This window comes from Kitasatospora sp. NPDC057500, from assembly GCF_042802195.1.
GTDB lineage: Bacteria > Actinomycetota > Actinomycetes > Streptomycetales > Streptomycetaceae > Kitasatospora.
In genome coordinates this window covers 1-13676 of the sequence record NZ_JBHVER010000025.1, presented here as the reverse complement: position 1 = coordinate 13676, position 13676 = coordinate 1, and the positions used below count along the sequence as shown (strand labels likewise).

Sequence of the window (13676 nt, the reverse complement as noted above, 5' to 3'; positions counted from 1 at the left end):
AGCCCCGTCGGCCCCGCCGGAAGCGCGGACGGGGGCGGGACCCGGAGTCCCGCCCCCGTCCGACGGTTCAGGCCGTCAGCCGGTCAGCCGTGGCTCAGCGCCACCACTGGGCCGCCTTCTCGGCGTTGATGATGCCGGCGCCGTAGAAGCCGTTGTCGTCCACGCCGCCCTCGCAGGTGGCGGTCCAGACGCCGGTGCCGCCCGGGTTGTACGGGGCGGACGGGCAGGCGTGCGACTCCGCCTGGTTGGTGAGCAGCTCGGTCAGCTCGTCCGCGTTGGCCCACGGGTGGGTGCTGGCGAGCAGGGCGAGCACGCCGGCGGCGTGCGGCGAGGCCATCGAGGTGCCCTGCATGTAGCCGTAGCCACCGCCGGGGATGGTGGACAGCACGCGGCCGTTCTTGTCCGGGGTGTTCGGGATCTGGTACAGGCGGTCGCCACCGGGGGCGGCCACGGTGACCTTGTTCTTGCCGTAGCTGGAGTAGTACGACTTGTCGCCGTTGACGCCCACCGAGGAGACCGCGACCACGCCGTCGAGCTCGGTCGGCAGGTTGAGGCAGTCCTGGGTGATCGGGCGCTCGCCCGGGGTGGTGTCGTCCGGGCTGGCGACGTCCTTGGTCTTGTGGGCCAGGTCGATGTTCTCGTTGCCCGCCGCGGCGACGTTGAGGACGCCCTTGCGCTGCGAGAACTCGACGGCGCGGCGGACGGCGGTGGTGATCGCCGCCTGGTCGGCGTCGTTCTGGCAGTTGAACATCCACGGGTCGACGAAGTAGCTGTTGTTCGTGATCTTGAACTTGTGCTCGCCGGCCCAGACGAAGCCGCAGATGGCGTACTCCGGGTAGATGAAGCCGCCGTCGTCGACGACCTTCACCGCGGCGAGCTTGACGTTCGGGGCGATGCCCTCGATGCCCTTGCCGTTCTTGGCGGCGGCGATGCTGCCGGCCACGTGGGTGCCGTGGGCGCCGTCGACGCCCGGCTGCCAGGCGTCCCAGGCGGTGTTCGGCTTGCCGCCGTCGATGCAGGAGACCGACTGCGAGGCGTCGATGTTGGCGGCGAGGTCCTCGTGGGTGCCGTCGATGCCGGAGTCCAGCACGCCGACGGTGACCTTGTTGCTGCCCAGGGACAGCTTGTGGGCCTTGTCCACGCCGATCTGGCGCATGTCCCACTGGTTGGCCCAGTAGGGCTCCTCGCCCGCGGCGGAGGCGCCGGTCGGAGCGGCGGCGACCTCGGCGGTGCGGTCCTCGGAGGCGGTGATGCCCTTGGTGCGGCTGGCACCGACCGACTCGACGCCCTTGGCCTGCCGCAGCTTGGCGGCGAACTGGGTGTCGGTGGATCGCGCGATCACCACACCGATCTGCTCGTAGGAGTACACCACGGTGCCGCCGAGGGTGGTGATCGCCTTCTCGACCTTCTGCACCTGACCGTGGTTGGCCTTGGTGTTGACGACGTAGCTGAGCAGCGGACCGGTCGTCGACTCCGGCCCGGAGGCGGCGACGGCGGTGCCGGACGGCAGCGCGAGGGCGCCGGCGGTGGCGAGGACGATGCCCACCGCCGCATACCGGGTCCGGCTGATCCGAGGAACACTCATAGGGGTTGGCCCTCCCGAGTCGTCATGCAGCAACTGCGGTTGGCAGGTGCATTTGGAATGATCGGGACGCTAGTGAACAAGTGTGGCAATCCGCAAGAGGTAGTCATCTAATCGTCACAAGTCGGCCACCCGCGGAAGGTATGACTCCGCTTCTGCCGGGCAGGACCGTGCGACCGGACGACGGCGGAGGCGCACCGCACCGGGAGCCACACCCTAGTCAGCGCGGGTGACGCCGGAACAGGCGTCCGGGCGGCCGGAAGCGGCCAGTGGCGGATCACCGCCAAGCCCGGGCGGCGGACGGTCAGAGCGCGTACAGTCGGCGGGCGTTGCCCGCCGCAGTGCGGCTGGAGAGGGCGTGGTCCGCGAGGACGTGGTCGACGGTGCGGACGTGGTCGGCGGCGCAGGCGTGATCGGCGAGGGCCTCGGCGGCGGGTTCGGCCGTCAGCACGCCGCGGCAGCGGCGGTCGAGCGCCGCGGGGAGGTGCGGCGGGTCAGTACCGCCAGCGGGTGGCGGCGGCCAGCTCCTCGGGGGTCGCGTCGGCGTACTGCTCGCGCTCGGCCTCCCGGACGGCGAGCACGGCACCGTACAGCGGCTCGCCGAGCGCCTCGCGCAGCAGGGCGGAGCGGCGGTACGCGGTGAGCGCCTCGTCCGGGCCGGCCGGCAGCCGGGGGACGGCGCCGGGCCCGGCCTGCGCCGGGTCGCCGGTGACCTCGGGCGGCAGTGCCAGCCGCTGGTCCAGCCCGGCGAGGCCGGCCGCGAGCACCCCGCCGACCGCGAGGTAGGGGTTGGCGGTGGCGTCGAAGCACTTGATCTCGGCGTTGGCGGCCGAGGCGCGCTCGCCGGAGGAGCCGGTGACCAGGCGCAGCGCGGCCTCCCGGTTCTCCAGGCCCCAGCACTGGTAGGCGCCGGCCCAGTGCGAGGGGACCAGCCGCAGGTAGCCGGCCGGGCTGGAGCAGCCGAGCACCAGCAGCGCGGGCAGTTCGCCGAGCACCCCGGCGAGGAAGCCCTCGGCCTCGGCGGTGAGGCCGTGCGGGCCCGGTCCGCCGTGGGTGAGGTTGTGCCCGTCCCGCCAGAGGCTGAGGTGGAGGTGGCCGCCGTTGCCGACCCCGCCGGCCTCGACCGCCGGGGCGAAGGAGACCCGCAGGCCGTGCCGGGCGGAGACGGCGCGGACGGTGTGCCGGACCAGCACCGAGGTGTCGGCGGCCTCGACCGGGCCCTCGGGGGCGACCGAGACCTCGAACTGGCCGGCCGCGTACTCGGGGTGGATCTGGAGCACGGTCAGGCCCTGCTCGCCGAGGGCGCGGAGCACGTCGCGCAGGTAGTCGGAGAGCTCGGTGAGCCGCTGCATGCCGTAGGCCGGGCCGGCCGTCGGGTAGCGGGGCTCCTCGTGCGGCGGGCCGGCCAGCGCGGCCACCCATTCGATCTCGATGCCGGCCTTCAGGGTCAGCCCGCGTTCGGCGGCGGCCGCGACCGTCCGGCGGGCGAACAGCCGCTGGCAGCCCGGGTGCGGGGCGCCGCCCTGGGTGTAGCGGTCCCCCGGTGCCCAGGCCCAGCCCGGCTGGGCGGCGAGCGGGACGATCCGCTCGACGTCGGGGTAGAGCCGCAGGTCCCCGGTGGGGCCGCCGATCAGCGGGCTGGTGACGATGGTGTCGTCGGCGAGGAAGACGTCGAAGCAGGGGGCCGCGCCGACGCCCCACTGGGCGGCGTGCACCAGGCCGCCGAGCGGCACCGCCTTGACCCGGGCGATGCCGGCGTTGTCCACCCAGGTGACGGCGACCGCCTCGACCCCGGCGGCGCGCAGCCGCTCCACCGCCGCCTGGGCGCGCTCCCCGCGCTCGGCCCGGTCGGCCCGGGGCGACGGCACGGCGCCGTCGTCGGCGTGCCCGGCCGCCCCGGGGGCGGCGGGCTCGGGACGGTCCGTGGCAACGGCTCCACTGGTCATGTCCCCATGCTGCCCAGCGGCGCGGGCACGCGTAACTCCCCTATCGGGTGGTCCGAACGGACGTCCGTCCACCGCCCTCACCCGTGGGGGTGATCGCGCGCCGGTGAGCAGTGGAGAATCAGCGCCCCACCCCCTTCCTACCGGCGAGTAGCTTCGCTACAGTGTCCGCACGCACCACCGTCGGGCTTCGGGAGCCGCACCGACGGGGGCGCCGTCCGCCGTGCGGGACTCGCGCGGAGCGGGCGGCGCGTGGCGGCGTCCCCCTTCCACCGGCCGGTGCCGCGGACCGCGGCCACCACCGGGGCTTCTCCTCCTCCGTGTTCGGCGCCGCCTTCCGTGCCGCGCCCGAGTACCACGGCACACCCGCAGCACCGCCGGAGCGGACCGGCGGCTGCGCGGTGGCCGCAACCGTCATCCCCCGCCCCCGCGCGCGGACCCTCCTCCGGGGGCGCGCCCTCCGGAGCGCGCGCGGGCCTTCCATGACAAGGAGTCAGGACTGATGGAGCGTCCCTTCCCCACGGTGGCCGTGGTCGGCCTCGGCACGATGGGCGCCGGCGTCGCGGTCGCGGTCGCCCGCAGCGGCCGCCGGGTGATCGGCATCGAGGCCGACGAGGCCTCCGCCGCCCGGGCACTGGCCCGGATCCGGGAGGCGACCGCGCACGCGGTGGCCCGTGAACGGCTGACCGCCGAGGAGCGGACCGGGCTGCTCGCCCGGATCGCCGTCGGCCACGCGCTGGACGCCGCCGCCGGGGCGGACCTGGTGATCGAGGAGGTCCCCGAGCGGCTGGAGCTGAAGCGGGAGGTCTTCGCCGAGCTGGACCGGATCTGCCCGGCCTCGACGGTGCTGGCCACCGGTACCACCGCGCTGTCGGTGACCCGGATCGCCGCCGCCACCGCCCGCCCGGACCGGGTGCTGGGCCTGCACTTCTTCAACCCCGTGCACAGCATGAAGCTGGTCGAGGTGGTGCGCACCGTGCTCACCGCCCCGCAGGCGGCCGAGGACGCCGCGGCCTTCGCCCGGGACCTCGGCAAGGAGCCGGTGGCGGCCGGCGACCGGGCCGGCTTCGTGGTCAACGGCCTGCTCTTCGCCTACCTCAACCAGGCCGCCGCGATGTACGAGTCCAAGTACGCCACCCGGGAGGACATCGACGCCGCGATGCGGCTCGGCTGCGGCCTGCCGATGGGCCCGCTGGCGCTGCTCGACCTGATCGGCGTGGACACCGCCCGCACCGTCCTGGAGGCGATGTACGAGCAGTCGAAGGACCGGCTGCACGCGCCGGCGCCGATCCTCGGCCAGTTGGTCGCGGCCGGGCTGCTGGGCCGCAAGAGCGGCCGGGGCTTCTACACCTACGAGGCGCCCGGCTCCTCGAAGGCGGTCGACGCGGCCGCCGGCCCGACCCTGCCGAAGGCCGCCGGCCGGGAGGTGCGCACCGTCGGCGTCTGCGGCTCGGGCACCATGGCCACCGGCATCGTCGAGGTGTTCGCCAAGGCCGGCTACCCGGTGCTGCTGGCGGCCCGCAGCCAGGAGAAGGCGGAGCGGGCCAAGGCGCAGCTGGCGAAGTCGCTGGAGCGCTCGGTGGCCAGGGGCCGGCTGACCGGGGAGCAGCGGGACGCCGCGCTGGGCCTGGTCACGCCGGTCGGGCGGTACGCGGAGCTGGCCGGGGTGGACCTGGTGGTGGAGGCGGTGGCCGAGGACCTCGCGGTCAAGCGCGAGCTGTTCGCCGCCCTGGACCGGATCGTCCGGCCGGGCGCGGTGCTGGCCACCACCACCTCCTCGCTGCCGGTGATCAGCTGCGCCTCGGCGACCTCGCGGCCGCAGGACGTCATCGGCATGCACTTCTTCAACCCGGCGCCGGCGATGCGGCTGGTCGAGGTGGTCTCGACGGTGCTGACCGCGCCGGACGTCACCGCGACCGTGCTGGAGCTGTGCGCGAAGGTCCGCAAGCACCCGGTGGAGTGCGGGGACCGGGCCGGGTTCATCGTCAACGCGCTGCTCTTCCCCTACCTGAACGACGCGGTGCGGATGCTCCAGGAGCACTACGCGACGGTGGACGACATCGACACCGCGATGAAGCTCGGCTGCGGGTACCCGATGGGCCCCTTCGAACTGCTGGACGTGGTCGGTCTGGACGTCTCGCTGACCATCGAGCAGGTGCTGCACCAGGAGTTCCGCGAGCCGGGCCTGGCGGCGGCGCCGCTGCTGGAGCACCTGGTGGCGGCCGGCTGCCTGGGCCGCAAGACCGGCCGCGGCTTCCGCGACCACGCGCGCCGATGACCGCCCCGCCGTCCCCGGGGGGACAGCCCGGCCGGCCGCCGCTGGGCCCCGAGCGGGCCGGCCGGGGGCTCGGCGCGGTCCCGGCGCACCGGCCGGGGCCCGCGGCCGGCGGCCCGCTCCCCCCGGTGCGCCGGGCAAGGCCCGCGGGCGCGGCGCCGGGGGCGTGTAGCGTTCCGGGCATGGATCGGGTTCAGTCAGTCTCCCCGCAGCAATCCGCCCCGGCGCGGGACGGCCGGCCGGCCGGGAACGGCCAGGACGGGGGCCCGGGCGGCCGCCGGGCGGCGGCGCAGCGCCAGCAGATGCGCCAGGACCTGGCCACCGCGGCCATGGAGCTGTTCGCCTCGCAGGGCTACGAGGAGACCACCGTCGACCAGATCGCGGCGGCGGCCGGGGTGGCCCGGCGGACCTTCTTCCGGTACTTCCGCTCCAAGGAGGAGGCGATCTTCCCGGACCACGACGACACCCTGGTCCGGGTGGCCGACCTGCTGGCCAGCGCCGAGCCCGAGGAGCACCCGCTGGACGTGGTCTGCCGGGGCATCAAGGAGGTGCTGCGGATGTACGCCTCCACGCCCGGGGTCTCGGTGGCCCGGTACCAGCTGATCCGTCAGGTGCCGGCGCTGCGCGAGCGGGAGATCGCGGTGGTGGCCCGCTACGAGCGGCTGTTCACCCGCTACCTGCTGGGCCGGTTCGACACCGCCGGGGAGATCCCCTCGGGCTGGCAGCGCGGCGGCGAGGACGACTCGATGCTGGCCGAGGTGTCGGCGGCGGCCGTGGTCGCGGCCCACAACCACGTGCTGCGGCGCTGGCTGCGGGCGGGCGGGCGCGGCGACGTCGAGGCGCAGCTGGACCACTCCTTCGAGGTGATCCGGCGGACCTTCTGGGCGTCCAGCGAGCCGGGGGCGCGCCGGCGTGGTGCGCTGGTGGCACCCGGTGCCAGTGCGACGGAGGCGGAGGCTGCGACGGCCGGCGCACTGAGTGCCAGTCCCGGAGGTGAGGTGCTCATCACAGTCGCCCGGACGGACGCTCCGCTAGACGTCGTGGTGGAGGCCGTAAGAGCCGCCCTGGAGGGCGCCAAGCAGGCCTGATTACAGGCTTTTTCGCAGGTCACAGCAGTTCCAGGGGCCCGTGCCGGATTGCCGGCACGGGCCCTTCCGCTGCCCCCGGCGGGCTCCGCGGTAGGGGTGGCGACCGGCCGGAATTACTGGCACGCCGCGTCTTTACGAGTGGCACAGGGTGCCACTAACTTGTTACCCACCAGTCGCGGCGCCGCGGCTCCCCACCTCGGCGCGCCGTCGTACCGGCGTTCCCCGACCCCGGGAGCGACCCACCGCAGTGCCAGGCCCACCAGCCACCACCCACCACCCCGTTCAGCGAAGCCGGTGTCCGCTCCCGGCTCCCCCAGACGCCCTGTGCCCTCACACAGGTACGCCTTCGGAGGCAGCCATGAAGGAAATCCTCGACGCGATCCTCAGCCCCGACAGCACCTCGGCGGACTTCGCCGCCGTGAAGCTGCCGGAGTCCTACCGGGCGGTGACGCTCCACAAGGACGAGGAGCAGATGTTCGCCGGCCTCGACAGCCGCGACAAGGACCCCCGCAAGTCCCTCCACCTCGACGAGGTCCCGCTGCCCGAACTGGGCCCGGGCGAGGCCCTGGTCGCCGTCATGGCGAGCGCAGTCAACTACAACACCGTGTGGAGCTCGATCTTCGAGCCGGTCTCCACCTTCGGCTTCCTGGAGCGCTACGGCCGGCTCTCCCCGCTCACCAGGCGCCACGACCTGCCGTACCACGTGGTCGGCTCCGACCTCGCCGGCGTGGTGCTGCGCACCGGTGCCGGGGTCAACGCCTGGAAGCCGGGCGACGAGGTGGTCGCGCACTGCCTCTCCGTCGAACTGGAGTCCTCCGACGGCCACAACGACACGATGATGGACCCGGAGCAGCGGATCTGGGGCTTCGAGACCAACTTCGGCGGCCTGGCCCAGCTGGCCCTGGTGAAGACCAACCAGCTGATGCCCAAGCCCGCCCACCTGACCTGGGAGGAGGCCGCCTCCCCCGGCCTGGTCAACTCCACCGCCTACCGCCAGCTGGTCTCGCAGAACGGCGCCGGCATGAAGCAGGGCGACAACGTGCTGATCTGGGGCGCCAGCGGCGGCCTCGGCTCCTACGCCACCCAGTACGCGCTGGCCGGCGGCGCCACCCCGATCTGCGTCGTCTCCAGCCCGCAGAAGGCCGAGATCTGCCGGGCGATGGGCGCCGAGGCGATCATCGACCGCTCCGCCGAGGGCTACCGGTTCTGGAAGGACGAGCAGACCCAGGACCAGCGCGAGTGGAAGCGGCTCGGCGGACGGATCCGCGAGCTGACCGGCGGCGAGGACGTCGACATCGTCTTCGAGCACCCCGGCCGCGAGACCTTCGGCGCGAGCGTCTACGTCACCCGCAAGGGCGGCACCATCGTCACCTGCGCCTCCACCTCCGGCTTCATGCACCAGTACGACAACCGGTACCTCTGGATGTCGCTCAAGCGGATCGTCGGCTCGCACTTCGCCAACTACCGCGAGGCCTGGGAGGCCAACCGCCTGGTGGCCAAGGGGAAGATCCACCCGACCGTCTCCAAGGTGTACCCGCTGGAGCAGACCGGCCAGGCCGCGCTGGACGTGCACCACAACAAGCACCAGGGCAAGGTCGGCGTGCTCTGCCTGGCCCCCGAGGAGGGCCTGGGCGTGCGCGACGCCGAACTGCGCGCCAGGCACCTGCCGGCGATCAACCTCTTCCGCGAGCTCGGCGAGCGGAACGTCCAGTCCAGCCACGGCATCTGAGGACGATCCGATGAGCGAGCAGAAGCGCGACCGCCCCTGGCTGATGCGCACCTACGCCGGGCACTCCACCGCCGAGGACTCCAACGCCCTCTACCGGCGGAACCTGGCCAAGGGCCAGACCGGCCTCTCGGTGGCGTTCGACCTGCCGACCCAGACCGGCTACGACTCCGACCACGTCCTCGCCCGCGGCGAGGTCGGCCGGGTCGGCGTGCCGGTCGGCCACGTCGGCGACATGCGGACCCTGTTCGACGGCATCCCGCTCGAACAGACCAACACCTCGATGACCATCAACGCCACCGCGATGTGGCTGCTGGCGCTCTACCAGGTGGTCGCCGAGGAGCAGGGCGCCGACATCGCCCGGCTCACCGGCACCACCCAGAACGACATCGTCAAGGAGTACCTGTCGCGCGGGACGCACGTCTTCCCGCCCGGCCCCTCGGTGCGCCTGATCACCGACATGATCGCCTACACGGTCGGGAACATCCCGAAGTGGAACCCGATCAACATCTGCAGCTACCACCTCCAGGAGGCCGGGGCCACCCCGGTCCAGGAGATCGCCTACGCGATGTGCACGGCGATCGAGGTGCTGGACGCCGTCCGCGACTCCGGCCAGGTGCCGGCCGAGCGGATGGGCGAGGTCGTCGCCCGGATCTCCTTCTTCGTCAACGCCGGCGTGCGGTTCGTCGAGGAGATGTGCAAGATGCGGGCCTTCGGCCGGCTCTGGGAGAAGGTCACCCGCGAGCGGTACGGCGTCGAGGACCCCCGGCAGCGCCGGTTCCGCTACGGCGTCCAGGTCAACTCGCTCGGCCTGACCGAGGCGCAGCCGGAGAACAACGTCCAGCGGATCGTGCTGGAGATGCTCGCCGTCACCCTCTCCAAGGACGCCCGCGCCCGCGCCGTCCAGCTGCCCGCCTGGAACGAGGCGCTCGGCCTGCCCCGCCCCTGGGACCAGCAGTGGTCGCTGCGGATCCAGCAGGTGCTCGCCTACGAGTCCGACCTGCTGGAGTACGGGGACCTCTTCAACGGCTCCGAGGTCGTCGAGGCCAAGACCGCCGAACTGCTGGTCGGCGCCGAGGCGGAGATCGCCAAGGTGCTGGGGATGGGCGGGGTCATCCCGGCCGTCGAGTCCGGCTACCTCAAGTCCAACCTGGTCGCCTCGCACGCCGCCCGCCGGGCCCGGATCGAGTCCGGCGAGGACCGGATCGTCGGGGTGAACTGCTTCGACACCACCGAGGAGAGCCCGCTGACGGCCGACCTCGACACCGCGATCATGGTCGTCGACCCGGCCTCCGAGCAGTCCGTGCTGTCCGCCCTGGAGGCCTGGCGCGGACAGCGCGACGAGGCCGCCGTGCTGACCGCCCTGGAGGAGCTCAAGGCCGTCGCCGCGACCGACCGGAACCTGGTGCCGGCCACCCTGGCCTGCGCCCGGGCCGGGGTCACCACCGGCGAGTGGGCCTTCGCGCTGCGCGAGGTGTTCGGCGAGTACCGCGCGCCCACCGGCGTCGGCGGCGCCCCGGTCGCGGTCGCCGCCGAACCGGGCGGCGAGCTGGCCGCGGTCCGCGAGGCCGTCGCCGCGACCGCCGCCGAGCTGGGCGCCGGCAAGCTGCGCCTGCTGGTCGGCAAGCCCGGACTGGACGGGCACTCCAACGGCGCCGAGCAGATCGCCGTGAGGGCCCGCGACGCCGGGTTCGAGGTGGTCTACCAGGGCATCCGGCTCACCCCCGAGCAGATCGTCTCGGCCGCCGTCGCCGAGGACGTCCACTGCGTCGGCCTGTCGATCCTCTCCGGCGCCCACTGCGAGCTGGTCCCGGACGTGCTGCACCGGCTGCGCCGGGCCGGGGTGGAGGATGTCCCGGTGATCGTGGGTGGCATCATCCCGGCAGCGGACGGCGAGGCCCTCAAGGCCGCCGGCGTCGCCGCCGTGTTCACCCCGAAGGACTTCGGCATCACCACCATCATCGGCCGGATCGTGGACGAGATCCGGCTGGCCCACAGGCTCCAGCCCTGGACGCCCGCCCCGGCCGCCACGACCAGCTGACCCCGGAAGGACCACCCCTCTGATGACGACGAACCGCCTGCGCCCGCGCCGCTCCTGCCTCGCCGTACCCGGCAGCAACCCGCGCTTCCTGGAGAAGGCCCAGGGCCTGCCCGCCGACCAGGTCTTCCTCGACCTGGAGGACGCCTGCGCCCCGCTGGTCAAGGAGAGCGCCCGGCACACCATCGTCGACGCGCTGAACAACGGCGACTGGGGCGGCAAGACCCGCGTCGTGCGGGTCAACGACTGGACCACCCACTGGACCTACCGCGACGTGATCACCGTGGTCGAGGGCGCGGGCCCGAACCTCGACTGCATCATGCTGCCCAAGGTCCAGGACGCCGAGCAGGTCAAGGCACTCGACCTGCTGCTCACCCAGATCGAGAAGACCATGGGCTTCGAGGTCGGCCGGATCGGCATCGAGGCGCAGATCGAGAACGCCAAGGGCCTCATCAACGTCGACGCCATCGCCCAGGCCTCGCCCCGCCTGGAGACCATCATCTTCGGCCCGGCCGACTTCATGGCCTCGATCAACATGAAGTCCCTGGTCGTCGGCGAGCAGCCGCCCGGCTACCCGGCCGACGCCTACCACTACATCCTGATGCGCATCCTGATGGCCGCCCGCGCCCACGACCTCCAGGCGATCGACGGCCCCTACCTCCAGATCCGCAACCAGGAGGGCTACCGCGAGGTGGCCAGCCGCGCCGCCGCGCTGGGCTTCGACGGCAAGTGGGTGCTGCACCCGGACCAGGTCGCCGCTGCCAACGAGATCTTCTCGCCCTCGCAGGAGGACTACGACCACGCCGAGCTGATCCTCGACGCCTACGACTGGTGCACCTCCGAGGCCGGCGGCTTCAAGGGCTCGGCGATGCTCGGCGACGAGATGATCGACGAGGCCAGCCGCAAGATGGCGCTGGTCGTCTCCGGCAAGGGCCGCGCCGCCGGCCTGCAGCGCACGTCCAAGTTCGAGCCCCCGCAGGCCTGAGAACCGCCGACCCAAGGAGCCACTGAGACATGCAGTTCGGACGCACCTACGAGGAGTTCGAGGTCGGCGCGGTCTACAAGCACTGGCCCGGCAAGACGGTCACCGAGTACGACGACCACCTCTTCTGCCTCCTCACCATGAACCACCACCCGCTCCACCTGGACACCAACTACGCCGAGCGGACCACCGACTTCGGCAGGAACGTGGTGGTGGGCAACTACGTCTACTCGCTGCTGCTCGGCATGTCCGTCCCGGACGTCTCCGGCAAGGCGATCGCCAACCTGGAGATCGAGTCGCTGCGGCACGTCGCGCCGACCTTCCACGGCGACACGGTCTACGGCGAGACCACCGTGCTCGACAAGTGGCCCTCCAAGTCCAAGGACGACCGCGGCATCGTGTACGTCGAGACCAAGGGCTACAAGCAGGACGGCACGGTCGTCTGCATCTTCCGCCGCAAGGTGATGGTGCCGACCGCGACGTACACCGAGGCGCGCGGCGGCGAGCAGCCCGGCCGCCCGACCCCGCTCGGCTGAGCCCCGCTCCTCCCCCAGAGCCCCGGACGGGGCCGGCCGCCGTCATCGGCCGCGCCCCGGCCCGGTCCACGGGGGCTCCGCGGAAGCCACGCCCGCGGAGCCCCCGTCCACCCCACTCCTCTTTCCCTCAGGCATGACAGGAGCCGCACGATGGGACGCCTCGCACAGACCGACGGCCTCACCGAGATCCAGCGGGACATCCTCGCCACCGTGCGCGAGTTCGTCGACAAGGAGATCATCCCGGTCGCGACCGAGCTGGAGCACAAGGACGAGTACCCGGCCGCGATCGTCGAGGGCATGAAGCAGCTCGGCCTCTTCGGCCTGACCATCCCCGAGGAGTACGGCGGCCTCGGCGAGTCGCTGCTCACCTACGCCCTGGTGGTGGAGGAGATCGCCCGCGGCTGGATGTCCGTCTCCGGCATCGTCAACACCCACTTCATCGTGGCGCACATGATCAACGCCCACGGCACCCCGGAGCAGAAGGAGTACTTCCTGCCGAGGATGGCCGCCGGCGAGATCCGCGGCGCCTTCTCGATGTCCGAGCCGGGCCTGGGCTCGGACGTCGCCGCGATCAGCACCAAGGGCGTGAAGGACGGGGAGTCCTACGTCCTCAACGGCCAGAAGATGTGGCTGACCAACGGCGGCACCTCCACCCTGGTCGCGGTGCTGTGCAAGACCGACGAGGGCGGCTCCACCCCCTACAAGAACATGACCGCCTTCCTGATCGAGAAGACGCCGGGCTTCGGGCCGAACCCGGCCGTCCCGGGCCTCACCGTGCCCGGCAAGATCGAGAAGATGGGCTACAAGGGCGTCGACACGACCGAGCTGGTCCTCCAGGACGTCCGCGTCCCGGCCGACCGGATCCTCGGCGGCGTCCCCGGCCGCGGCTTCTACCAGATGATGGACGGCGTCGAGGTCGGCCGGGTCAACGTGGCCGCGCGCGGCTGCGGCGTCGCCCGGCGCGCCTTCGAGCTGGGCATCGCCTACGCCCAGCAGCGCACCACCTTCGGCAAGCGGATCGCCGAGCACCAGGCCATCCAGTTCAAGCTCGCCGAGATGGCCACCAAGGTCGAGGCCGCCCACCAGATGATGGTGATGGCCGCCCGCAAGAAGGACGGCGGCGAGCGCAACGACCTCGAAGCGGGCATGGCCAAGTACCTCGCCTCCGAGTACTGCAAGGAGGTCGTCGAGGACTCCTTCCGGATCCACGGCGGCTACGGCTTCTCCAAGGAGTACGAGATCGAGCGGCTCTACCGGGAGGCCCCGATGCTGCTGATCGGTGAAGGTACTGCGGAGATCCAGAAGATGATCGTCGGCCGCCGCCTGCTGGAGGAGTACCGCGCGGCGGAGTGATCCGCGGCCCACGCGGCCCCCGCGAGCCGCCGGTCGACGGGCGTGCGGGCCCGTCCCGGCACCGCGCCGTGCCCCCGCCCGGCGGCCTGGTCCGCCCCGGGTCCGGCACGGCCCGCCCGGGCGGCCGCAGGGCGTACGGCAGCAGCCGTACGC

The 13676-nt window shown here is 72.6% G+C and carries 10 protein-coding genes; 7 read left to right on the top strand and 3 right to left on the bottom strand.

All coding sequences use genetic code 11. The features are described from left to right. Positions 1–94 precede the first annotated feature (94 nt). The 3 genes from ACFU74_RS08385 to ACFU74_RS08375 form a co-directional block, all read right to left on the bottom strand. On the bottom strand, positions 95–1585 hold the full coding sequence (locus ACFU74_RS08385; RefSeq protein WP_380753714.1) for a S8 family serine peptidase: 1491 nt from the start codon (positions 1583–1585) through the stop codon (positions 95–97). A gap of 301 nt (positions 1586–1886) precedes the next feature. After that, positions 1887–2033 (bottom strand): hypothetical protein, encoded by a 147-nt coding sequence (locus ACFU74_RS08380; protein WP_380753711.1) that lies wholly within the window; start codon positions 2031–2033, stop codon positions 1887–1889. A gap of 43 nt (positions 2034–2076) precedes the next feature. Next, complete coding sequence (locus tag ACFU74_RS08375; RefSeq protein WP_380753708.1) at positions 2077–3528, bottom strand: glutamine synthetase; 1452 nt, start codon at positions 3526–3528, stop codon at positions 2077–2079. A gap of 499 nt (positions 3529–4027) precedes the next feature. On the opposite strand from ACFU74_RS08375, the gene ACFU74_RS08370 reads away from it, so the two are divergent. From ACFU74_RS08370 to ACFU74_RS08340, 7 genes are all read left to right on the top strand, one after another. Next, positions 4028–5803, top strand: a complete 1776-nt coding sequence (locus tag ACFU74_RS08370) for a 3-hydroxyacyl-CoA dehydrogenase family protein (protein WP_380753705.1) — start codon at positions 4028–4030, stop codon at positions 5801–5803. A gap of 179 nt (positions 5804–5982) precedes the next feature. Next, positions 5983–6888, top strand: a complete 906-nt coding sequence (locus ACFU74_RS08365; protein WP_380753702.1) for a TetR family transcriptional regulator — start codon at positions 5983–5985, stop codon at positions 6886–6888. 358 nt (positions 6889–7246) lie between these two features. Beyond that, positions 7247–8617, top strand: a complete 1371-nt coding sequence (ccrA, locus tag ACFU74_RS08360; RefSeq protein ID WP_380753700.1) for a crotonyl-CoA carboxylase/reductase — start codon at positions 7247–7249, stop codon at positions 8615–8617. 10 nt (positions 8618–8627) lie between these two features. Then, entirely contained in the window at positions 8628–10655 is a 2028-nt protein-coding gene (locus tag ACFU74_RS08355) for a protein meaA (RefSeq protein WP_380753697.1), read from the top strand. Positions 10656–10677: 22 nt separating this feature from the next. Continuing rightward, the gene (locus ACFU74_RS08350; protein WP_380753694.1) at positions 10678–11637 is read left to right on the top strand and encodes an HpcH/HpaI aldolase/citrate lyase family protein; all 960 of its coding nucleotides are present in this window, start codon (positions 10678–10680) and stop codon (positions 11635–11637) included. A gap of 29 nt (positions 11638–11666) precedes the next feature. Next, positions 11667–12170, top strand: coding sequence for a MaoC family dehydratase (locus tag ACFU74_RS08345; protein WP_380753691.1), 504 nt, complete (start codon positions 11667–11669; stop codon positions 12168–12170). Positions 12171–12320: 150 nt separating this feature from the next. Beyond that, positions 12321–13523: an acyl-CoA dehydrogenase family protein gene (locus ACFU74_RS08340; RefSeq protein ID WP_380753688.1), complete on the top strand. Its 1203-nt coding sequence runs from the start codon at positions 12321–12323 to the stop codon at positions 13521–13523. Positions 13524–13676 lie beyond the last annotated feature (153 nt).

Bases quoted from the DNA above. Each gene is read 5' to 3' on its own strand.
- ACFU74_RS08370 (WP_380753705.1), top strand. From the start codon at position 4,028: ATGGAGCGTCCCTTCCCCACGGTGGCCGTGGTCGGCCTCGGCACGATG.
- ACFU74_RS08345 (WP_380753691.1), top strand. From the start codon at position 11,667: ATGCAGTTCGGACGCACCTACGAGGAGTTCGAGGTCGGCGCGGTCTAC.
- ccrA (WP_380753700.1), top strand. From the start codon at position 7,247: ATGAAGGAAATCCTCGACGCGATCCTCAGCCCCGACAGCACCTCGGCG.
- ACFU74_RS08375 (WP_380753708.1), bottom strand. From the start codon at position 3,528: ATGACCAGTGGAGCCGTTGCCACGGACCGTCCCGAGCCCGCCGCCCCC.
- ACFU74_RS08340 (WP_380753688.1), top strand. From the start codon at position 12,321: ATGGGACGCCTCGCACAGACCGACGGCCTCACCGAGATCCAGCGGGAC.
- ACFU74_RS08385 (WP_380753714.1), bottom strand. From the start codon at position 1,585: ATGAGTGTTCCTCGGATCAGCCGGACCCGGTATGCGGCGGTGGGCATC.
- ACFU74_RS08355 (WP_380753697.1), top strand. From the start codon at position 8,628: ATGAGCGAGCAGAAGCGCGACCGCCCCTGGCTGATGCGCACCTACGCC.
- ACFU74_RS08350 (WP_380753694.1), top strand. From the start codon at position 10,678: ATGACGACGAACCGCCTGCGCCCGCGCCGCTCCTGCCTCGCCGTACCC.
- ACFU74_RS08365 (WP_380753702.1), top strand. From the start codon at position 5,983: ATGGATCGGGTTCAGTCAGTCTCCCCGCAGCAATCCGCCCCGGCGCGG.